This is a genomic window from Devosia sp. 67-54, assembly GCF_001899075.1.
Lineage (GTDB): Bacteria > Pseudomonadota > Alphaproteobacteria > Rhizobiales > Devosiaceae > Devosia_A.
The window spans coordinates 265,313-286,552 of record NZ_MKVA01000002.1 but is presented as its reverse complement, the minus strand read 5'-3'; the positions used below and the strand labels follow the sequence as shown (position 1 = coordinate 286,552).

General features: G+C 69.3%; 19 protein-coding genes. 10 read left to right on the top strand and 9 right to left on the bottom strand.

Annotated elements, in window-relative coordinates; genetic code table 11:
• Positions 1-80: 80 nt before the first annotated feature.
• Genes BGO82_RS02115 through BGO82_RS02095 form a run of 5 tightly spaced genes read right to left on the bottom strand, consistent with a single transcriptional unit; the run spans position 81 to position 5,941 of the window.
• Positions 81-1,265, bottom strand: coding sequence for a hypothetical protein (locus tag BGO82_RS02115; RefSeq protein WP_291303890.1), 1,185 nt, complete (start codon positions 1,263-1,265; stop codon positions 81-83).
• Complete coding sequence (locus BGO82_RS02110; RefSeq protein ID WP_291303889.1) at positions 1,262-2,464, bottom strand: OpgC domain-containing protein; 1,203 nt, start codon at positions 2,462-2,464, stop codon at positions 1,262-1,264. Before BGO82_RS02110 ends, BGO82_RS02115 begins: the two co-directional genes overlap by 4 nt.
• The gene (gene mdoH / locus BGO82_RS02105; protein ID WP_291303983.1) at positions 2,451-4,205 is read right to left on the bottom strand and encodes a glucans biosynthesis glucosyltransferase MdoH; all 1,755 of its coding nucleotides are present in this window, start codon (positions 4,203-4,205) and stop codon (positions 2,451-2,453) included. The genes BGO82_RS02110 and mdoH overlap by 14 nt, the downstream gene beginning before the upstream one ends.
• Before the next feature lie 33 nt (positions 4,206-4,238).
• Positions 4,239-4,391 carry a hypothetical protein gene (locus tag BGO82_RS02100; RefSeq protein ID WP_291303888.1) on the bottom strand — a complete coding sequence of 51 codons (153 nt, stop codon included), beginning with the start codon at positions 4,389-4,391 and terminating at the stop codon, positions 4,239-4,241.
• Positions 4,388-5,941 carry a glucan biosynthesis protein G gene (locus BGO82_RS02095; RefSeq protein ID WP_291303887.1) on the bottom strand — a complete coding sequence of 518 codons (1,554 nt, stop codon included), beginning with the start codon at positions 5,939-5,941 and terminating at the stop codon, positions 4,388-4,390. Before BGO82_RS02095 ends, BGO82_RS02100 begins: the two co-directional genes overlap by 4 nt.
• A gap of 409 nt (positions 5,942-6,350) precedes the next feature.
• On the opposite strand from BGO82_RS02095, the gene BGO82_RS02090 reads away from it, so the two are divergent.
• Genes BGO82_RS02090 through BGO82_RS02075 form a run of 4 tightly spaced genes read left to right on the top strand, consistent with a single transcriptional unit; the run spans position 6,351 to position 10,186 of the window.
• Positions 6,351-7,526 carry a Gfo/Idh/MocA family oxidoreductase gene (locus tag BGO82_RS02090; RefSeq protein ID WP_291303886.1) on the top strand — a complete coding sequence of 392 codons (1,176 nt, stop codon included), beginning with the start codon at positions 6,351-6,353 and terminating at the stop codon, positions 7,524-7,526.
• Between the two features lie 7 nt (positions 7,527-7,533).
• Positions 7,534-8,706 (top strand): dihydrodipicolinate synthase family protein, encoded by a 1,173-nt coding sequence (locus BGO82_RS02085; RefSeq protein WP_291303885.1) that lies wholly within the window; start codon positions 7,534-7,536, stop codon positions 8,704-8,706.
• Positions 8,703-9,512 (top strand): sugar phosphate isomerase/epimerase family protein, encoded by an 810-nt coding sequence (locus tag BGO82_RS02080; RefSeq protein WP_291303884.1) that lies wholly within the window; start codon positions 8,703-8,705, stop codon positions 9,510-9,512. Before BGO82_RS02085 ends, BGO82_RS02080 begins: the two co-directional genes overlap by 4 nt.
• A 29-nt stretch (positions 9,513-9,541) precedes the next feature.
• Complete coding sequence (locus BGO82_RS02075; protein ID WP_291303883.1) at positions 9,542-10,186, top strand: TetR/AcrR family transcriptional regulator; 645 nt, start codon at positions 9,542-9,544, stop codon at positions 10,184-10,186.
• Between the two features lie 122 nt (positions 10,187-10,308).
• Here the strand turns inward: BGO82_RS02075 and BGO82_RS02070 are convergent, their stop codons facing one another.
• The 3 genes from BGO82_RS02070 to BGO82_RS02060 form a co-directional block, all read right to left on the bottom strand.
• Complete coding sequence (locus BGO82_RS02070) at positions 10,309-11,088, bottom strand: SDR family NAD(P)-dependent oxidoreductase (protein ID WP_291303882.1); 780 nt, start codon at positions 11,086-11,088, stop codon at positions 10,309-10,311.
• A gap of 172 nt (positions 11,089-11,260) precedes the next feature.
• The gene (uxuA, locus tag BGO82_RS02065) at positions 11,261-12,439 is read right to left on the bottom strand and encodes a mannonate dehydratase (RefSeq protein ID WP_291303881.1); all 1,179 of its coding nucleotides are present in this window, start codon (positions 12,437-12,439) and stop codon (positions 11,261-11,263) included.
• A 23-nt stretch (positions 12,440-12,462) separates the two neighbouring features.
• Positions 12,463-13,173 (bottom strand): GntR family transcriptional regulator, encoded by a 711-nt coding sequence (locus BGO82_RS02060; protein ID WP_291303880.1) that lies wholly within the window; start codon positions 13,171-13,173, stop codon positions 12,463-12,465.
• A 131-nt stretch (positions 13,174-13,304) separates the two neighbouring features.
• Here BGO82_RS02060 and BGO82_RS02055 point away from each other — a divergent pair, with 131 nt between their 5' ends.
• The 4 genes from BGO82_RS02055 (at position 13,305) to BGO82_RS02040 (ending at position 17,381) form a co-directional block, all read left to right on the top strand.
• Positions 13,305-14,495 carry an extracellular solute-binding protein gene (locus tag BGO82_RS02055; RefSeq protein ID WP_291303982.1) on the top strand — a complete coding sequence of 397 codons (1,191 nt, stop codon included), beginning with the start codon at positions 13,305-13,307 and terminating at the stop codon, positions 14,493-14,495.
• 95 nt (positions 14,496-14,590) lie between these two features.
• A complete protein-coding gene (locus BGO82_RS02050) occupies positions 14,591-15,655 on the top strand; it encodes an ABC transporter ATP-binding protein (protein ID WP_291303981.1) in 1,065 nt (354 codons plus the stop codon).
• On the top strand, positions 15,652-16,542 hold the full coding sequence (locus BGO82_RS02045; RefSeq protein ID WP_291303879.1) for a sugar ABC transporter permease: 891 nt from the start codon (positions 15,652-15,654) through the stop codon (positions 16,540-16,542). The genes BGO82_RS02050 and BGO82_RS02045 overlap by 4 nt, the downstream gene beginning before the upstream one ends.
• The gene (locus BGO82_RS02040; RefSeq protein WP_291303878.1) at positions 16,539-17,381 is read left to right on the top strand and encodes an ABC transporter permease subunit; all 843 of its coding nucleotides are present in this window, start codon (positions 16,539-16,541) and stop codon (positions 17,379-17,381) included. Before BGO82_RS02045 ends, BGO82_RS02040 begins: the two co-directional genes overlap by 4 nt.
• A gap of 138 nt (positions 17,382-17,519) precedes the next feature.
• Here the strand turns inward: BGO82_RS02040 and BGO82_RS02035 are convergent, their stop codons facing one another.
• Complete coding sequence (locus BGO82_RS02035) at positions 17,520-18,374, bottom strand: MurR/RpiR family transcriptional regulator (protein WP_291303877.1); 855 nt, start codon at positions 18,372-18,374, stop codon at positions 17,520-17,522.
• Positions 18,375-18,485: 111 nt separating this feature from the next.
• Here BGO82_RS02035 and murQ point away from each other — a divergent pair, with 111 nt between their 5' ends.
• Together murQ and BGO82_RS02025 are read left to right on the top strand one after the other, a co-directional pair.
• Positions 18,486-19,424: an N-acetylmuramic acid 6-phosphate etherase gene (gene murQ / locus BGO82_RS02030; protein WP_291303876.1), complete on the top strand. Its 939-nt coding sequence runs from the start codon at positions 18,486-18,488 to the stop codon at positions 19,422-19,424.
• A 99-nt stretch (positions 19,425-19,523) separates the two neighbouring features.
• Positions 19,524-21,044, top strand: coding sequence for an ABC transporter substrate-binding protein (locus BGO82_RS02025; RefSeq protein ID WP_291303875.1), 1,521 nt, complete (start codon positions 19,524-19,526; stop codon positions 21,042-21,044).
• The last annotated feature ends 196 nt before the right edge of the window (positions 21,045-21,240 follow it).

Below are 21,240 nucleotides of genomic sequence, written 5' to 3'. Positions count from 1 at the left end.
CAGGCCCGAAGTCAGGCCCCCCTCCCCCTCGCGGGGAGGGGACGGGGGTGGGGGCCACAGCCACCTGTTCATGTACCGCGCTAGACAAGGCTCAGCGCCCCGCTGATCCAGCCGATGGTGACGAAATAGTCGGCGGCGAGGAACCCCAGCAGCGCCGCCGCGAACACGATGCGGTTGGCGCCGAGGATCTTGGCCCCCTCGATGGCGAGCGGCGCCAGCGCCGCGGTGAAGCGCAGCGTCGAGGCCATGCCGGCGAACAGCGGGATCGTCAGCGCGATCAGGCTGAACGTGCCGCCCGCCCATTTGCGCCGCCAGAACAGCACGCCGATCAGCACGAAGCCGGTGATCACCGCCGCCGCCAGCTGTTGCGGCGCGGTCGGCGTCCAGCCGCCCTTGGGCATGCTGGCCAGCGCCTCCCACAGGAACTGCAGCGGGTTGCCATAGGCCCGCGCCCAGGCGCGCTGCACGTGCACGAACGCCAGCCCGTCGCCGATCCACCAATTGAGGAACGCCATGTAGACGAACGCCCCGAGCGGCGCCAGCAGCAGCCCCAGCACCACGTCCGGCCGCCGCAGCAGATCCGGCACGAAGCGGCGCAGCGGCCTGCCGGCGGCGCGATGCTCGGCGAACAATTGCACCAGCATCGCCACCGCCATCATCACCCCGACGATGCGCGTCGCCGACAGCAGCCCGGCCACCAGCCCGGCGACCAGATAGTTCCGCCGCTCGAGCGCCAGCAGCACGCCGGTGGTGAGCAGGATGAACGCCGCCTCGCTCATGAAGGTGGTGAAGTAGACCGACCATGGCCCCGCCAGCAGGTACGCCGAGAACAGCGTATAGGCCCGCAGGTTGCGCCCCAGCAGCGGCCAGGCGAGCACCGCCGTCGCATACGACATGGCGATCGAAAGGCCGGTGGCGAGCGTCATCGTCGGCCATTGCGTCAGCCAGCGCACGGCGCCGACGAACACCGGCATCAGCGGAAAGAACGCCCAGTTCCCTGCCGCGTTCATCCCCGGCGTCGGAAACGGATGGTAGCCGTGCTCGGCGATGTAGACGTACCAGCCGCAATCCCAGCGGCAGAGCCCCATCGGAAAGCCCGCGAGCGTCTCGTCGGGCACCGCCGCGGCATAGGCGAAATAGCGGATGACGAGGCCGGCCACCACGAACGCCGCCGGGATCAGCGCGATCGTCACCGCCAGCGGCAGCCTCAGCCCGAACGGCCGGCGGAGAGCGGCAACCGCCGCATCGGTCTCGAGCACGCTCATGGCAGCCGGCTCACGGCCAGGTCGCCCGCCGCCGACAGGCGCAGGCGCGCCGCCGGACGCTTGCCCGGCTTCAGCCGGTCGAGCACGTCGGCCAGCGCCAGCATGATCAGGATGCCGGCAAGGAACAGCACGCCGTCGTTGAACGGGTCCTGCCCGATCGCCGCCTTGATCGCCTGCAGCACCATGTCGAGCACCGAGCCGGTGGCGAACACCGGCAGCCCGTGCCGGCCGAGCAGCGTCAGCGGTGCCGCGGCCGGGCTCTCGGCAATGCTGCGCACCACCGGCATCGAGCTCAGCACATAGGCCAGCGCCAGCGCGTGCAGCAGCCGCGGCAGCGCCAGCAGGCTCTTGTCGAACCACACGAAATAGTCGGGAAAGCCGAGATGGCTGAGCGGCGCCAGCACTTGGTCGCGCCCGAACGTGCCGAGCCAGTCGAGCTTCATCCAGAAGCCGACCACCACCACCAGCACCGCCGCGGCGATGAACAGCGTGCTGTCGTACGGCACCAGCGCCCGACGCTCGCGCATGGCGACGCCCGAGAACAGCCCGACGACGAAGATCAGCTGCCAGCTCAGCGGGTTGAAGAACCAGCCGCCCGGATTGGGATAGTTCGGCAGGTTGAGGTGCCACTGCCCGGCCGCCGCCCAGAGCAGGATCGAGCCGACGATCACCGGCCAGGGATGCCGCCGCCCCACGATCAGCAGCGCCGGCGCCGCCAGCAGCAGCACGAGATAGAGCGGCAGGATGTTGAAATAGCCGAGCTGGTGCGTCAGCAGCGGCAGCCCGATCATCGCCGCCAGCGGCCGCTCGAACAGCGGCGGGATGTTGTTGGTGCCGAGCGGCGCGGTGATGCCGAACCACAGCGCCGCCGCCGCGAACACCGCCAGCGCCAGCGCCGTGGTGGTGACGTGCACGAGATACAGCGTCCGCGCCCGCGCCCACACCCGCGCGATCCCCGGCCACAGCGGCCCGTCGCCCCTCAGCTGCGGCGAATAGGCGATGCCCGCCGCGATCCCCGACATCAGCACGAAGGCTTCCGCCGCATCGGAAAAGCCGTAGTTCCGGCTGGTGAAATTCTCGTACAGCGTGCCCGGCGCGTGATCGATGAAGATCATCAGCAGCGCCAGGCCCCGGAACATGTCGAGCCGCTGGTCGCGCTGCGCCGGCGCCGTGCCGAGGCGCCGCTCAGCCGAGGACATTGGCGGCCTCCCGCTCCGGCAGATGCGGCCCCATGCTGTCGGCCGCGCCGGTCCAGCGCGCCTGCACCGCCTGCCATTCGAGCAGCACCGGCGCCGGCGCGGTCTCGTGCGGCGCCTGCCACAGCACCTTGAGCACGCCCGCCGGCAGGCTGGTGACCGAGATCAGCAGCGGCGCGAGGATCATCGGCAGCGCCACCGGCAGGCTCCAGATCACCAGCGTCGGGCTGGCCCAGATCACCACCGCCAGCGCCACCCCGCCGCAGCAGCTGATCCACCAGGCGCTGGCCCAGGCCTGGCGCAGCGTCAGCACGCTGCCGGTGCGGTTGCTCGCCGGCCAGCCGCCGTCGAACCCCGACAGCACGCGCAGCACGGCGCGCACCTGGAACATCAGCACGATCGGCGCGGTCAGCGTCGACACCACCAGCTCGGCCAGCACCGACAGCAGCAGCAGCGCCCCGCCCTTGAGGCCGGCTGTGCGCCCGGCCGCGATATGGCTCAGCGCGATCAGCAGCTTGGGCAGCACCAGCAGCGCCGTGACCGAGCCGATCAGTCCCCAGCCGACCCAGCCCGGCGGCACCGAATTGCGCCCGATGCGCGCCATGTCGGCCGCCGCGATGGACACGATCAGCAGCACCAGCCACACCGGCGGCATCAGGTAGTTGAAGATGCCCTGCAGGAGCGTGATGCGGTTCCACGCATGCAGGTTCGGCGCCAGCAGCACCCGCATGTGCTGCAGATTGCCCTGGCACCAGCGCTGGTCGCGCTTGGCGAAATCGATGAGATTGTCCGGCCCCTCCTCGAACGAGCCGCCGATCCCGGGGTCGAGCCGCACCTCGTAGCCGGCACGCGACAGCAGCGCCGCCTCGACATAGTCGTGGCTGAGGATCTGTCCGCCGAAGGGCGGCTTGCCGCTGAGCTCGGGCAGGCCGCAGCTTTGCGCGAAGGCCTCGACGCGAAAGATTGCATTGTGCCCCCAATACGGCCCGTCCCGGCCCTGCAGCAGCGCCGTGCCGCGCGCGAACACCGGGGTGTAGAGATTGGCCGAGAACTGCAGCACCCGGCCGAAGATCGAATGCGCGTTGACGATCAGCGGCAGCGATTGCAGCAGCCCGAGGTCGGGCGTCGCGTCCATCCGCGCGATCATGCCAGCGATGGCGTCGGCCTCCATCAGGCTGTCGGCGTCGAGCACCAGCGCGTAGTCGTAGGCGCCGCCCGAGCGGCGGATGAAATCCTCGACATTGCCGGCCTTGCGGCCGCTGTTGCGGTCGCGGCGGCGGTAGAAGATCTGCTCGCGCGCCGCGCATTCGGTGAGCAGCGTCTCGAACCACAGCGCCTCGCGCGCCGCCGCCTCCAGCGACTGGCTGTCGGACAGAATGAAGATGTCGATGTGCTGGTGCGCGCCGGTCGCGGTGAGCCGCGCGCTCATCGCCGCGACGCGCGCGAACGTGGAGGGCGGGTCCTCATGGTAGATCGGCATCAGCAGCGCCGTGCGCCGCCCCGCCTGCATCCGCCGCGGCCCCGGCCCCCCGGCGCCGTCGGGCCGCAATGGCAACAGCCCCAGCACCCCCGACATGGTGCCCCAGGCGAGCCAGAACATGCAGAGGCTCGACAAGACCAGCCGGATGCTGTCGAGCGACGTCCAGCCGTCGGCGCGCGCCAGCAGCACGAACAGCCACGCCGCCAGCAGCGCCGCGAGGCCGCTCGCGGCGAACGCCACCCATCTGAGCGTGAGCGCCATCAGGCGACGATCCTTATGGGGTGCGGCGGCACCGCCTCACCCCCGCCGCAGGCGGACGAGCTGGAAGAGCCGCAGCACGCCGCCCCATTCGAGCCGGCGCTCGAGCACCTGCCGCGGCATCGCCAGCGGCGCATCGGGCAGGTCGCGCTGGCGCAGATGGTCGACCGGAAAATTGCTGTCGTGCTTCATGCCGCCCGCCATTGATAGAGCCAGGTTTCCGTCAATTGCTGGCCGCCGCCGACCAGATAGGCGCGCAGCTCGATCGGCGCCTTGCTGTCGATCTCGGCATCGATCGCCAGTCGCATGGCGCCATCGTCGGGCAGCTTGGTCACCGACGAAAACACGATCTTGCCGTCGCCCCCGGTCAGGGTTGCCACGGCATCGACGTCTTCCGCCTGCAGCTCCGCCAGACTCCCGCCGGCGAAATCGACGACGAATTTGCGCAGCGTCTGCTTGTTCTCAACGCCGGACACGCCACCCTGGCCGCCTCGCGTGGCTGCGACATAAGCGACCGCCCCCTTGGGGTCGGGGCTGAGGTCGCCCCACGACAGCCGGTAGCGGAATTCGGCGCTGTCGCCGGCCTTGTACTTGGTCTCGGGCACCCAGAAGGCGATGATGTTGTCGTCGGTCTCGAGCTTGGCCGGCACCTCGATCAGCCGCACCGCGCCCTTGCCCCAATCGCCGAGCGGCTCGACCAGCATCGATGGCCGCAAATCGTAGCGCGCCCCCGGATCCTCGTACGAGGCGAAATCGCGCGCCCGCTGCATCAGCCCGAACGCCTTGGGATTGGTGGCGCCGAAATAGGAATTGCCCAGCGTCGGCGGATTGTTGAGCGCCCGCCAGGCGATCTCGCCGGTGCCGGCGTCGAGCAGCAGCCCGTCGCTGTCGTGCACCTCCGGGCGGTAGTCGTCGAACTGGCTTCGGTTGGCCTCGGAATAAAGGTACATCGAGGTCAGCGGCGCCACTCCCATTTCCGGGATGTCGGTGCGGAAGAAATAGCGCGCCGTGACCTCGAACACCGTCTGCTGCCGGTCGGCATTGGCCGGATCGAGCACGAATTTGAACGCCCCGGTGAGGCTCTGCCCCTCGAGCGCCGCATAGAGCGTCAGCGGCTTCCCCCACTCCGCCCGCTCGACATAGAACTGCGAGAACCGCGGGAAATCCTCGGGGCCGCTGAGCCAGGAATTGACCACCGCGCCACGGGCGCTGCCGCCATAGGCGTTGCCGCGCCCGAGCGCCCGGAAATAGCTGGCGCCCAGGAACGCCACGATCTCGTCCATCTGGTCGGACGCCAGCATCGGCCCGTCGATGCGGAAGCCGGCGACCCCCGGCAGCGTGATCGCCGCCATTTCCTTTTCCACCGCCGGGTCGTGATAGTCGAAATCGGCGGCACTGAAGGCGATCGGCCTGGCGCTGCCGTCCGCCGCCTCGAACATCTCCACCGGCTGCTGGAACAGCCAGCCCAGATGGAACGGCTGGATGAAGTAGCCGAAGCCGTCCGACAGCGCGACCGATTTGTCGTTGCGCGCCTGGATCAGCCGGTAGCTGTCGTAGTTGAGCGCCTTCAGCACCGGCGGCAGCGGCGCCGCGTCCGCGACGAACGGCGCGGCCGCCAGCGTGCGCATGCGCTCGCTCAGGGCATCGAAGGAAAACGCGGCGGGCGCCGTGTCCTCGGCAAAACTCGGGGGAGTGAGCGCCGTGGTCGACAACATCGCCGCGAGGCCCGCCAGCGCCCCCATGACCTGGCGCCGAGACAGCACAACCCCACCGGACTTCAAGACGCTAACCTCCGACACGCGAACGCAAAATATCCTCGGCAACGCGCAAGGAAATTTGTGGTTCACGCACACCAGCCATGCATTTTCCGCAATGCGGGTGTGAGCTTTTCCATGCTTGAGCGGCCGCTGAGTCGCCTCCCCTCGCCACCGCCCCGACGCGGTCCGGCGGGCGTTCTGTTGCACCATTCTAACTCACCGTTCTAGCAATTTCGTCCGTTGCCGATCCGGGCCTCCGCATACGGAACTGCCCGGTTGCGATATCCACGCAATCCTCCAGCAATATCAGCCTTCGGCGTCGGCACCCGGTAATCCGGCTTGACGCCGGTTCCGTCCGTTTGTAACTATCCGGTTACAACTTGGGAGGAGCACAATGGCCGTTCGGCGTCTTGGCATCATCATGCACGGCATCACCGGCCGGATGGGGCTCAACCAGCATCTGGTGCGCTCCATCGTCGCCATCCGGCAGCAGGGCGGCGTCACTCTGCCCGATAACGATCGCGTGATGCCCGACCCCATCCTCGTCGGCCGCAATGCCGAAAAGATCGAGGCCATCGCCCGCCAATACGGCATCGAGCGCTGGACCACCGACCTCGGCGCCGCCCTCGCCAACCCCGACGACACCCTGTTCTTCGACGCCGGCTCCACCCAGATGCGCACCGATCTGCTCAAGCGCGCCATGCAGGCCGGCAAGCACGTCTATTGCGAAAAGCCCATCGCCGAGACGCTGGCCGACGCCCTGTCGCTGGCCGAAATGGCGGAAAAGCTGAAGCTGCGCAACGGCGTGGTGCAGGACAAGCTGTTCCTGCCCGGCCTGCGCAAGATCAAATTGCTCAAGGACAGCGGCTTTTTCGGCCGCATCCTCTCGGTCCGCGGCGAGTTCGGCTATTGGGTGTTCGAGGGCGATTGGGGCGTCGCCGCCCAGCGCCCCTCCTGGAACTACCGCAAGGCCGAAGGCGGCGGCATCATCCTCGATATGCTGCCGCACTGGCGCTACGTGCTCGACAATTTGTTCGGCGAGGTGCAGGCGGTGAGCTGCCTCGGCGCCACCCACATCCCCGAGCGCGTCGACGAGAAGGGCATGGCCTACCGCGCCGACGCCGACGACGCCGCCTACGCCACCTTCGAGCTCGCCGGCGGCATCGTCGCCCACATCAATTCCTCCTGGGCGGTGCGGGTGAAGCGCGACGACCTCGTGACCTTCCAGGTCGACGGCACGCACGGCTCCGCCGTCGCCGGGCTGCAGCGCTGCTGGACGCAGCATCGCGTCAATACCCCCAAGCCCGTGTGGAACCCCGACGTGCCGCAGACCATCGCCTTCAACGACACCTGGGAGGAAGTGCCGACCACCACGACGTTCGAGAACGGCTTCAAGCAGCAATGGGAGGACTTCATCCGCCACCTCGTCGCCGGCACGCCATGGACCTTCACCCTGCGCGAGGGCGCCAAGGGCGTGCAGCTCGCCGAGCTGGCGCTGCAGAGCTGGCAGGAGCGCCGCTGGATCGACGTTCCGGCGCTGACCCCCGCCAAGACCTCGATCCCGGCCTGAGCCAGCAATGCCCGAACTCACTCTTCCGCGCGCCGACGGCAGCCTCGAACGCTACGCCCTCCGCAACACCCCGCTGCCCGTCGCCACCGGCAGCGCCCGCCCCGCCTTCAATCGCATCGCCTACGCCGCCGCGCATGTGGTGATCGACCCGCTGGCCGCCACCGATCCGTGGCTTGAAAGCCGCATCGACTGGGACGCCACCATCGCCTTCCGCTCGCATCTGTGGGACCTCGGCCTCGGCGTCGCCGAGGCCATGGACACCGCGCAGCGCGGCATGGGCCTCGACTGGCCCGGCGCGCAGCTTCTCATCCGCCACGCGCTCGCCGCCGCCAGGGCACGGCCCGACGCCCTCATCGCCTGCGGCGTCGGCACTGACCATCTGGCCCCCTCACCCACCGTCACCCTCGACGACGTCATCCGCGCCTACGAGGAGCAGTTCGCCTTCGTCGAAGGCCTCGGCGGCCGCGTCATCCTGATGGCGAGCCGCGCCCTCGTTGCCGCCGCCAAGGGCCCCGACGACTACGTCAGGGTCTACGACCGCCTGCTGCGCCAGGCGAAGGAGCCGGTGATCCTGCACTGGCTGGGCGAGATGTTCGACCCCGCCCTCGCCGGCTATTGGGGCCACGCCGATCACGACCTCGCCATGAACGTCGCCGTCGACGTGATCAACGCCAACGCCGGCAAGGTCGACGGCATCAAGATCTCGCTGCTCTCCGCCGACAAGGAGATCGCCATGCGCCGCCGCCTCGCGCCGTCGGTGCGCATGTACACCGGCGACGACTTCAACTACGCCGAGCTGATCGCCGGTGACGACAAGGGCTATTCGCACGCTTTGCTCGGCATCTTCGATGCCATCGCGCCGGCGGCCTCGGCGGCGCTCGCGGCCCTCGCCCGAAACGACCGCGCCGAATTCGACGCCATCCTCGCCCCCACCGTGCCGCTGTCGCGCCTGATCTTTGCCGCCCCCACCCGCTTCTACAAGACTGGAATCGTGTTCCTTGCCTGGCTCAACGGCTTCCAGCAGCACTTCCTGATGCTGGGCGGCCAGCAGAGCGCCCGCTCGCTGCTGCATTTCGCCGAGATCTTCCGCCTCGCCGACGCCGCCCGCATGCTGGCCGATCCCGAGCGCGCCGCGCGTCGCATGCAGCATCTGCTCGCGGTCGGAGGCATCGAGCCATGAGCCACACGACCGATCTGTCGATCAACCTCGCCACCATCCGCGCCCAATGCGATCTGCGCGCCGCCTGCGAGGCCTGCGCCAGGCACGGCATCGCCTGGGTCGCCCCCTGGCGCGACCAGCTCGCCGCCACCGGCCTCGCCGAAGCGGCGCGCATTCTCGCCGGCAACGGCCTCAAGGCCACCGGCCTCTGCCGCGGCGGCATGTTCACCACCGCCCCCGACGCCCTCGACGACAACAGGCGCGCCATCGACGAAGCCGCCGCCATTGGCGCCACTCATCTGGTGCTGGTGGTCGGCGGCCTGCCGGCCGGCTCGCGCGACCTCGCCGCGGCGCGCCGGCGCGTCGCCGACGGCCTCGCCGCACTGCTGCCCTACGCCCGCGCCGCCGGCATGCCGCTCGCCATCGAGCCGCTGCATCCGATGTACGCCCCCGACCGCGCCTGCGTGAACACCCTCGCCCAGGCCCTCGACCTCTGCGACGCGCTCGGCGACGGCGTCGGCGTGGTGCTCGACACCTACCACCTCTGGTGGGACCCCGAGCTCTGGCCGCAGATCGCCCGCGCCGGCCGCGACGGCCGCATCCTCGCCCACCACATCTCCGATTTCCTCGTCCCCACCCGCGACCTGCTCAACGATCGCGGCATGATGGGCGACGGCGTCATCGACTTCCCCGCCTTCCGCCGCGCCGTCGCCGCCGCCGGCTTCGGCGGGCCGCAGGAGGTCGAGATCTTCTCGACCGAGTGGGCACAGAAGCCGGGAGAGGCCGTCATCGCCACTTGCATCGAACGGTTCAATTCGGTCTGCTGACGCGACACACCAGACGGCTGGGGGCCACAGTGGCGAAGCGGCCAGGCGCAAGCATACGCGATCCGGAACGGACCAAGGCCTCGATCCTCGCGGCGGCGACGCGCGAATTCACCGAGAAGGGCTTTGGCGGCGCCCGCATCGACGCCATCGCCCGCCGCGCCCGCATCAACAAGCGCATGCTCTACCATTATTTCGGCGGCAAGGAGCTGCTCTACCTCGCCGTCCTCGAAGAGAGTTACGCCGCCATCCGCGCCGCCGAGGCCGGGCTCGACCTCGGCCACCGCCCGCCGCGCGAGGCCATGCGCGAGCTGGTGCTGTTCACCTGGCGCTACTTCCTCGCCCACCCCGAATTCCTCAGCCTGCTCGGCACCGAGAACCTGATGCGCGGCCGCTTCGTGAGAAAGTCCGAGCGCGCCGTGATCATGAACTCGCCCATCATCGACGAGCTGCGCGACGTGCTCGTCCGCGGCAGCCGCGACGGCGTGTTCCGCGCCGGGCTCGACCCGCTCGATGCCTACATCACCATCGCCGCCCTCGGCTTCTTCTACCTCTCCAACCGCTGGACCCTCTCGGCCGCCTTCGCCCGCGACCTGATGGACAAGGCCGAGCTCGAGCGCTGGGAAGCCCACATCGTCGACGTCATGCTGAGCTACCTCACCCCGCCCCGCGCCTGAGCCGGCAGCACCATGCCGCAGTCGAGCTGACTGCACCACCGGTCCCAGCGGCTCTATCGCCCCCCTCCCCCCTGCGGGGAGGGGCCGGGGGTGGGGGCCGCAATCACCAGTCTACCCGGCCCTCACACCAGCAGCGACTGCGCCCCGTCGATCCAGATCGGTGTTCCACTCAGATGCCGCGACCGGTTGCTGGCGAGGAACAGCGCCAGCTCCGCCACCTCGCGCGCCGTGCCCGCCGCGCCGTCGGTCAGCGGCACCGTGCCCTTGGGATATTTCGCCGGCACCTTCGCCCGCGCCGTGGCCCGCCTTTTGGTGTTGTCGCCGATCTCGGTGCCGATGGCGCCCGGACAGATGACGTTGACCCTGATCTTGTGCCGCGCCAGTTCCAGCGCCAGCATCTGCCCCAGCGCCAGCTGTCCGGCCTTGGTGGTCGAATAGGCGCTGGCGCCCGCACTGGTGAAGGTGCGCGTGCCGTTGATCGACGAGGTGATGGCGATCGAGCCGCCGCGCGGCTTCATCAGCGGCACCGCGTGATGCACCGTCAGATACGTGCCGCGCAGATTGATGCGGATGGTCTCGTCCCACTCCGCCGGCTTCAGCTCCTCGATCGGCGCCCACACGCCGTTGATGCCGGCATTGGCGAGCACGAAATCGAGCCGGCCGAACCGCCGCCCGATGCGCCGGAACAGATTGGTCATCGCCCGGTCGTCGGCCACGTCCGCGGCCACCGCCAGCGCCGTGCGCCCCAGCCGCTCGATCGATGCGGCGACCTTGTCGATCTCCCCGGCCGTGCGGCTGACCAGCACCACGTCGGCGCCCTCTTCGGCCAGCCGCAGCGCCGTCGCCGCCCCGATGCCCGAGCCGGCGCCCGTTACCAATGCCACCTGGTTCTCGAGTTCCATCGCGCGCCTCCACTGTGCCGCGCAACTCGAATGGCGCCCGAGCGGAGTTGGTTCCGTGACCGCGCCGCTGAGGCGGGCACTGTCGTGTTCTCGCGGCTCCATCGCCCCCCTCCCCCCTGCGGGGAGGGGCCGGGGGTGGGGGCCACGCCCACCGGCCTGCGATAGTTCGAGCTTACGCCCCGAGCGCCGCGATGATGCCGCGCAGCTCCGCCAGCCCGCGCAGCCGGCCGGTCACCGGATAGCCCGGCGCGCCCTGCCGGCCGAAATCGCCGATCATCTTCTGCCCGTGGTCGGGGCGGAACACGATGCTCTCGCCCGGCGCCCGCCGGCCGTCCTCGGCCAGCAGCTCCTTCAGCACCGCCACCATGTCGACATCGCCCTCGAGATGCGCTGCCTCGTAAAAGCTGCGCGGATCGGCCTCGCGCCTGGTGGCGCGCAGATGCGCAAAGCCGATGCGCGAGGCGAAGCGGCGGGCGATCGCCGGCAGATCGTTGTCGGCGCGCACCCCGAGGCTCCCGGTGCAAAAGCACATGCCGTTGGCCGCCGACGGCACCGCCGTGAAGATCGCCGCATAATCGTCCGCCGTCGAGGCGACGCGCGGCAGCCCGAACAGCGGCCGCGGCGGATCGTCGGGATGCAGCGTCAGCGTCACCCCCAGCGCCTCGGCCGCCGGCGTCACAGCCTCGAGGAACTCGATCAGATGCTGCCGCAGCCGGCCCGCATCGATGTCGCGATACTGCTCCAGCTTGTCGCGGAACTGCGCGATGGTCAGCGGCTCGGTGGTCGAGCCCGGCAGCGCCGAGGCGATGTTGCGCACCAGCGCCGCCCGCTCGTCCTCGCTCATACTGGCGAACAGCGTTCTTGCCGCCGCCTGCTCGGCCGGCGTGTATTCGCGCTCGGCCCCCGGCCGCTCGAGGATGCACAGATCGAACACCGCCATCTTGGCCTGGTCGAAGCGCATCGCCGTCGAGCCCGTCGGGGTCTCGTAGTCGAGGTCGGTGCGGCACCAGTCGACCACCGGCATGAAATTGTAGCAGATGATCCTGATGCCCGCCCTTCCGGCCGCTTCGAGACTCGCGATCCACGCCTCGATCTCGGCCTTCGCCGCTCCGCCCCGGCGCTTCACCGCGTCGGGAATGGGGATCGACTCGATCACCGACCAGCTCAGCGGCACCCGGCCGGCCGGGGTCGTCTCGATCAGGTTCTTGCGCTCGGCCACCAGCGCCTCGGTCCACACCGCGCCGATCGGCGTCTCGTGCAGCGCCGTCACCACATCGGTCGCCCCCGCCTGCCGGACCTCGTCCAGCGTCACGTCGGAATTCGGCCCGAACCAGCGCCATCCCTGCCGCATGCTTGCTCCTCGGCGTTTGCCGCCTAAACGAAATAATCGGGAAATTGCGACTGCAGCGAGCTGATGTCGGGCAGCACCGCCTGCAGATGCGTGCGCATCGCGCCCAGCGCCGCCGCCGGATCGTGCGCCGCGATGGCGTCGCGGATGATCTTGTGCTCGGCCAGCGCCTGCGTCGCCCCGAGGAACGGCACTGTCAGCCAGCGCGCCCGGTCGATATGGATCTTGGCCGGCCGCAGATAGCTCCACACGCCCCGCAGCTTGGCCATGGCGGCGATGGCTTCGTGGAACGCCTCGTCGGACGCCATGAAGCGGTCGACATGGCTGCGGTCGCGATAGCGCGTCTGCTCGGCGATGATGTCGTCCAGCACCTCGATGTCGCCCGCCGTCCCGATCCGCGCCGCCTCCTGCACCGTGGCGCCTTCCAGCGCCTGCCGGATCACCACCGCTTCGGGGATCAGCGCCAGGTCCAGCCGCGACACGAACGTGCCCTGCTGCGGCAGCACGTCGACCAGCCGCTCTTCGCTCAGCCGGATCACCGCCTCGCGCACCGGCGTGCGGCTCACCCCGTATTGGTCGGCCAGCATCTGCTCGCCCAGCGCCGTGCCGGGCTTGAGGCTCATCTTGACGATCTGCTGCTGCAAATCGCGGTAGATCGCATTGGCGCTGGTGGCACGCTCGCGCCGGTGCAGCCGCGGCCGCGTCGTCACTCCCAGCTTTGTGCGCGATTCCGCCAAGTGGCGATTCTCCTCACCATCGCCTACCGAGCATTTGCTATTGCAAATAGCAACTAGTGTACTAGTATGCAAGCGCGTAAGGGCGCCGTCCGGCATTTTGCGGTCGCGTCCCGCAAAGGGAGGACATTATGATCAGATTCACACGCCGCCAGACCCTGGCGGGTCTCGGCGCCTTGGCCGCTCTGCCGGCCGCAACCCGTGCCTTCGGCGCCAGCCCGGCGCTGCCCAGCGCCCCGGTCGCGCTCAACATCATCGACGTCGCCGGCAATCTGGCGCTGACGCAGAAGGCGATGGAGGCCTATGCGGCCGCCAATCCCAAGCTGGTCTCGGCCATCACCTTCAACAAGGCGACCTCGCCCGAGCTGCCCGGCAAGATCAAGGCCGAGCAGGATGCCGGCCGTCTCGACATCGACATGGTGCTGTCCGGCACCGACGCGCTCAGCGCCGGCATCGCGCAGGACCTCTGGGTCAAGCTGGTCCCCGATCATGCCGACGCGCTGCCCAAGCTCGACGACATCTACCTGCCGGCCGCCAACAAGATGCAGGCGCTGAGCCAGGGCTACGGCGTCACCGTCACCTACTATCCCTCGGGCCCGCTGCTCGAATACATGCCCGACCAGGTGGCCGAGGCCGACGTGCCCAAGACCGCCCAGGCCCTGCTCGACTGGGCCAAGGCCAACCCCAACAAATTCATCTACGCCCGCCCGGCCAATTCCGGCCCCGGCCGCACCTTCATCATGGGCCTGCCCTACATCCTGGGCGACAAGGACCCGATGGATCCCGAGAAGGGCTGGGACAAGACCTGGGCCTATCTGCAGGAGCTCGGCAAGTACATCGAGTACTACACCACCGGCACCGGCGCGCTGATGAAGGAGCTCGGCGAGGGCACCCGCGCCATGACCGTCACCACCACCGGCTGGGACATCAACCCGCGCGTCCTCGGCACCGTGCCGGAGGAGGCCAAGGTCGGCAAGATCGACGGCTTCCACTGGGTCGCCGACGCCCACTACATGATCGTCCCCAAGGGCATCAGCGACGACAAGCTCGCCGTGCTGCTCAACCTGATGAGCTACATGCTGACGCCCGAGGCGCAGGCCTACACCTACGACGAGGGCTATTTCTATCCCGGCCCGGCGGTCAAGGATGTGCCGATCACCATGGCCCCGCAGGAGAGCCAGGACGCCATCAAGCAGTTCGGCCGCCCCGAATATGCCGACTGGATCGCCAACAACCCGATCGAGGTGCCGCTCGACCCGCTGACCATGGTCAAGGCCTTCGACCTCTGGGACAAGAAGATCGGCGGCGACCAGATCAAGAAGTAATTGCTTCTCTGCCGACGGGGGTGGCGCGGCGCTCCGTGCCGCCCCCGACATCGAGCTTGCGAACCATCCTGTCCCGCGACAAGGTATCTTTCATCGTGCACAGCGCCTCGTCGCCGTTCCAGCAGATCCGCCTCGATCGCGTCAGCCGCGCCTTCGGCAGCTTCAACGCGCTGCGCGAAGTGTCGCTCGACATCGGCCGCGGCGAGTTCATCGCCCTGCTCGGCCCTTCCGGCTGCGGCAAGTCCACCGCCCTCAACTGCATCGCCGGCCTGCTCGCCATCACTGGCGGCGCCATCTCGCTCGATGACAGGCGCATCGACGAATTGAAGCCCGAGGATCGCGGCTTCGGCATGGTGTTCCAGAACTACGCTTTGTTCCCGCACATGAAGGTGCGCGACAATGTCGGCTTCGGCCTGAAGATGCGCGGCGTGCCCCGCGCCGACGCCGACCGCCGCATCGATGCCGCCCTCGAGCTGGTGCGCCTCGGCAACCAGGGCGACAAGCTGCCCGGCCAGCTCTCCGGCGGCCAGCAGCAGCGCGTCGCCATCGCCCGCGCCATCGTCATCGAGCCGGCTTTGGTGCTGATGGACGAGCCGCTCAGCAATCTCGACGCCAAGCTGCGCCTCGAAATGCGCGCCGAAATCCGCCGCATCCACAACCAGCTCGGCGCCACCACCATCTACGTCACCCACGACCAGGACGAAGCGCTGTCGCTCGCCGACCGCGTCGTGGTCATGCGCGACGGCCAGATCCGCCAGGTCGGCCGCCCGGAAGAGCTCTACGACAGCCCGGCCAGCCTCGACGTCGCCGAATTCATGGGCTTCCGCAACCGCATTGCCGGCACCGTCACCGCCATCGACAACGGCCGCGCCACCATCGCCGTCGGCGACGCCCGCCTCGTCGGCCGCGCCGGCGCCGGCCTCGGGCCCGGCGATGCGGCCATGCTGGTGGCCCGGCCCGACGATCTGGCGCTCGCCGCCGCCGGCCTCGGCGCCACCGTCGAGAGCGTCGAATATCGCGGCCGCGAATTCGTCGGCCTCGCCCGCACCGGCGACGACAGCGAGCTGGTGTTCCACTCCGACACCCGGCTCGACACCGGCGCCACCGTGACCCTCGCGCCCGATCCGGCCCGCGCCCTCGTCTTCAGGGCCGCGTCGTGAGCACCCCCGACGCCCCGGTCTCGCTCCGCCGCCGCCTCGCCCTCCGCGGCCTCGACGGCACCACGCTGCTGATCGCTCCGGCGCTGCTGTTTTTGCTGGCGGTGTTCGTCTATCCCTTCCTCTACGGCCTGTGGCTGAGCTTTGCCCCCAAGGCCGGCCCGTGGTTCAGCAACTACGCCGCCTTCTTCTCCGATCCGTTCCAGTACAACACCATCTGGACCACGCTGGCGCTGGCCCTGCCGGTGACCGTCATCAGCCTGCTGGTCGCCATCCCGGTCGCCTTCCGCGTCCGCCTGATGCGGCGGCAGCGGCTGCTGACCACCATCCTCGTGCTGCCGATCACGCTCGGCACCGTGCTCATCGCTCAGGGCCTGCTCAACTATCTCGGCCCGCAGGGCTGGTTCAGCCGCACCCTGATGTTCCTGCATCTGACCGGCGGCCCGGTGCGGCTCACCCACAATTACTGGGGCGTGTTCGCCTCGATCCTCATCACCGGCTTCCCCTTCACCTTCCTGCTCACCCTCAGCTACGTCACCGGCATCGATCCGGCGCTGGAGCAGGCCGGCGCGACGCTCGGCGCCAGCGCCTGGCAGCGCTTCCGCCACATCTTCCTGCCGCTGCTGGTGCCCGGCCTCGCCATCTCGTTCCTGCTGTCCTTCGTGCAGAGCTTTGCGGTGTTTCCCTCCGCCGTGCTGGTCGGCGCGCCGGCCGGGCCGACCCGCGTCATCTCCATCGCCGCCTACCAGGCCGCGTTCGAGAAATACGACTACTCCATGGCCTCGGCCATCGCCATGATCATGGCCGCCGTGCAGCTCGTCGTGGTCGTCCTCGTGCTCGCCGGAAGAAACATGTTCTACCGGGGCTCCACCTCGGGAGGCAAGGGATGATCCGCGACACCAGCATCGGCGCCCGCCTGTGGACCACCGCGGTCTGGGTGGTGGTCGGCTTCTTCGTGCTCAACCTGCTCGCCATGATCGCCACCGTGATCATCGACAGCTTCGCCACGCGCTGGCTCGGCACCTGGCTGCCGGTCGGGCTCACCACCAAATGGTACAGCTCCGCCTGGAGCGAGTTCCAGCTCGGCCAGGTGCTGGTCGTCACCTTCGAGATCGTCTTCACCGTCGTGCTGCTCGCCGGCCTGCTCGGCGTCACCGCCGCCTACGCCATGGCGCGCCGCGACTTTCCCGGCAAGCGGGTGGTGATGCTGCTGTTCCTGCTGCCGCTCCTGGTGCCGCCCATCACCTACGGCATTCCCATGGCCACCGTGCTCTACCAGTCGGGCGTCGGCGGCACCTTCTGGGGCGTGGTGCTGGCCAACCTCGTGCCCACCGTGCCCTTCGTGGTGCTGGTGATGATCCCCTTCATCGAGCAGATCGACCCCAAGGTCGAGGCCGCCGCCCGCGTCTTCGGCGCCGGCACCTTCCGCCTGTTCCTCTACGTGCTGCTGCCCATGCTGCTTCCCGGCATCCTCGCCGCGCTGCTCCTCGTGCTGGTGCGCACCATCGCCATGTTCGAGCTCACCTTCCTCGCCGCCGGCCCGACCAGCCAGACGCTGGTGGTGGTGCTCTACTACTCGGTATTCGCCCCCGGCGTGCGCGCCGTGCAGTCGGTCGACGCCATGGCGGTGATCTACATGGTCACCACGCTGGTCTGGCTGCTGCTCGCCCTCCGCTTCGTCAACCCCACCCAGATCGTCGCCCGCGCCCGCACGCAACAGGCCAACTAGCCCCGCCCATCGCCGACATAGCAGTCGGCCCCCTCCCCCTTGCGGGGAGGGGCCGGGGGTGGGGGCCACACGCACTAGCGACTCAGCTTTCCTCCCAAGCACGGACCAGCGTTCGAGGCGCACCGGCCGCACGTCCCCTCACCGCCCCGGATGCGTCACGTCCCGTGTCCGCTGCAGCGCCACCAGGGTCTCGTCGTAGCGCGTCCGCGCCAGCCCCAGGAACAGGCAGTCGACCACCGCCAGCTGCGCGATGCGGCTGACCATGGCGCCGGCCCTGAGCGTACTCTCGCGCGCATGCGTGATGATCGTCTCGTGCGCCATGCGGCTCAGCGCCGAGTCCGGCGTGCCGGTGATCGCCACCGTGCGCGCGCCGTTCTCCTTGGCAATCTCGAGATAGCGCACCGTGTCCGCCGTGGCGCCCGAATGCGAGAACGCCAGCGCCACCGTGTCGGGCGGCGACAGCAGCGCCGCCGTCCACGCCTCGTGCGTGTCCGACATCAGGAAGGCGTTGCGCCCGATGCGGAACAGCTTGTGGTGCAGATCCTGCGCCACGAACTGGCTGGCGCCGATGCCGAACAGCAGGATGCGCTGCGCCGTGTCGAGCGCCATGACGATCCGCCCCAGCGCCTTGAAATCCAGCGCCGCCACCGTCTCCTCGATCGCCAGCATTTCGAGCGACGCCACCTTGGCCGCCATGTCCTCGAGGCTGTCCGACTGCGCGATCTCGGCGCCCAGCGTCAGCGCCGAGCCGAAGCGCGCCGATTCCTTGCCGATCTCGGTGGCCAGCGCCATCCGCAGCTCGGCATAGCCGGATAGTCCCAGCGCCCGGCAGAACCGCACCACCGAGGCCACCGACGTGTCGCAGCTCGCCGCCAGCTCCGAGATGGTCTGTTCGAGCACGATCGCCGGGTTCTGCCGCAGCGCCTCGGCGATCCGCCGCATGGCCGGCGCCAGCCCGGGCGCCGCCGCCTCGATCCTCGACTGCAGTCCCATGCCGCCCTCGAAACAAAAGTGCAACTTTCTAGCACAGAGCGAAAATCGTTGACACCACCCACCGGACCGATACGCTCGGGCGGCTGAGATTTTCCACCGCCGGGGCCGCGCGTGACCAGTTCGACCGACCATCGCCGGGCCTTGCTGTCGGAGCTCGACACGCTCGTCTCCGAGCGGCGCAATCCCCATTCCATGGGCATCGACCTGATGTCGACGCCCGACATCCTCAAGACCATCAACGCCGAGGACCACCTCGTCCCCGACGCCGTCGGCAAGGTGCTGCCCGAAGTGGCGCGCGCCGTCGACGCCATCGTCGCCGCCTTCGGCAAGGGCGGCCGCCTCGTCTACATCGGCGCCGGCACCTCCGGCCGCCTCGGCGTGCTCGACGCCTCCGAATGCCCGCCGACCTTCGGCACGCCGCCCGGCCTCGTCGTCGGCCTCATCGCCGGCGGCCTCGACGCGCTGGTCAATGCCAGCGAGGGCGCCGAGGACCGCGCCGAAGCCGGCCGCGCCGACCTCGAGCGCATCGGCCTTGCCGCCCGCGACGTCGTCGTCGGCATCGCCGTCAGCGGCCGCACCCCCTACGTCATCGGCGCGCTCGATTATGCCAAAGCCACCGGCGCCGTCGCCGTCGGCCTCACCTGCAATCCCGGCTCGCCCATCGCCCGCATGGCCGACATCTCGATCGCCCCGGTGGTCGGCCCGGAAGTGCTGACCGGCTCCACCCGGCTCAAATCCGGCACGGCGCAGAAGCTCGTGCTCAACATGCTGACCACCGCCAGCATGATCCGCACCGGCAAGAGCTACCAGAACCTGATGGTCGATCTGCACATCAGCAACGCCAAGCTGCTGGCCCGCGCCGTCCGCATCGTCATGCAGGCGACCGGCTGCACCCCCGAGGCCGCCGAGCAGGCGCTCGCCGCCACCGGCAACGACGTCAAGCTCGCCATCCTCGTGACCCTCACCGGCAAGCCGGTCGAGGCGGCGCGGCAGGAGCTCGCGGCGGCCGGCGGCTTCCTCCGCCGCACGCTCGCCGGCGACGCCGCATGAGCGGCCACCCTTTCCCGCACCCGCATCGCGGGTCCGGGCGAATGACGACCACGCGCCGCACCTAGCTGGCGGCACCAACAACAACGAGGGAACAAACCGATGCACTGGACCAACACCAAACGCCTGCTGGCCGGCCTCGCCGTCGCCACCACGCTCTCCACCGTCGCGCTCGCGCTGCCCGTCGAGGCGGCGAGCCTGCGCATGGCCTGGTCGCAGGACGCGACCGGCCTCGATCCGCACAAGCAGACGGCGTTCTCCTCGCTGCGCCTGCTCGAGCTGATCTACGAGCCGCTGGTGCGCCTCGACGAAAAGCTCAACGTCGTGCCCGCCATCGCCGCGAGCTGGGATTTCGCCGCCGACGGCAAGACGCTGACCTTCAAGCTCGACCCCAAGGCCAAGTTCACCAACGGCGCCCAGGTCACCTCCGCCGACGTGAAGGCCTCCTTCACCCGCATCCTCGACGAGGCGACCGCCGCCGCCGCCCGCTCGAACTTCCTCTCCATCGACACCATCGACACGCCCGATCCGGAGACGGTGGTGTTCCACCTCAAGACCTCCGACGCGCCGATCCTGGTCGCCATGGCCACCGTCAACGCCGCCATCGTGCCCGCCAGCGAGATCACCGCCGGCAGCATCGGCACCAAGGCCATCGGCTCCGGCCCGTTCAAGCTCGACAGCTGGGACCCCAATTCCAAGGAAGTGCTGAGCGCCAATGCCGACTGGGCCGGCGGCAAGCCCGGCCTCGACGGCATCACCATCTCGGTGCTGCCCGACGAGACCGCCATCCTCGCCTCGCTGCGCGCCGGCCAGACCGACTTCGCGCTGCTCAACGACCCGCTGGTCGCCACGCTGGTGCCCGCCGAAGCCAACATGCAGCTCAACCGCGTGCCCGGCCTCGCCTACAACGTGCTGCAGCTCAACCCGTCGCGCAAGCCGATGGACGACCTCAAGGTCCGCCAGGCCATCTCCTGCGCCGTCGACCGCCAGCAGGTCATCGACACCGCGCTCGCCGGCGAGGGCCAGGTCACCGGCCCGCTGACCATGCCGAGCTTCGCCGAGGATCCGAGCACGCTGTTCTGCTACAAGCCCGACCTGGACAAGGCCAAGCAGCTGATGAAGGAGTCGAGCTCGCCCGACGGCTTTACGGCCAGCGTCATCGCCGCCACCGGCGAGCCGCCCTACGCCGCCAACGAGGCGCAGGTGCTGCAGAGCCAGCTCGCCCAGATCGGCGTCAAGCTCGACATCAAGATGATGGAGCTCAAGGTCTATGTCGACACCTGGCTCAAGGGTGATTTCGACATGGCCGTGGCCCTCAATGGCGGCCGTCCCGACCCCTACCCGATGTACAACCGCTACTTCACCAAGGACGGCAATCTGCTCAAGGTCTCCAACTTCGTCGACGATACGCTCGACAGCCTGATGAAGCAGGGCCAGGCCGAAACCGACCCGGCCAAGCGCGTCGACATCTTCCACAAATTCGAGCAGCATCTGGTCGAACAGTCGCCGTGGATCTGGCTGTCGACCGGCTACGGCTACACCGCCCAGCTCAAGACCGTGCACGGCTTCGTCGGCTCCCCCACCGGCACCCTGTTCGGCCTCGCCAAGGTGACCATCGACTAAGCCCGGCAGTCGGGAATCCTCCCCTGTGCCGCAGGCACGGGGGAGGGGACCGCCGCAGGCGGTGGAGGGGGAGCCCCGACCACCGCTGTCCGCACCCCCCTCCCCCCTGCGGGGAGGGGTTGGGGGTGGGGGCCACAACCACCGGCGGCGCAATCTGCCCCCACCCCCGGCCCCTCCCCGCAGGGGGGAGGGGAGC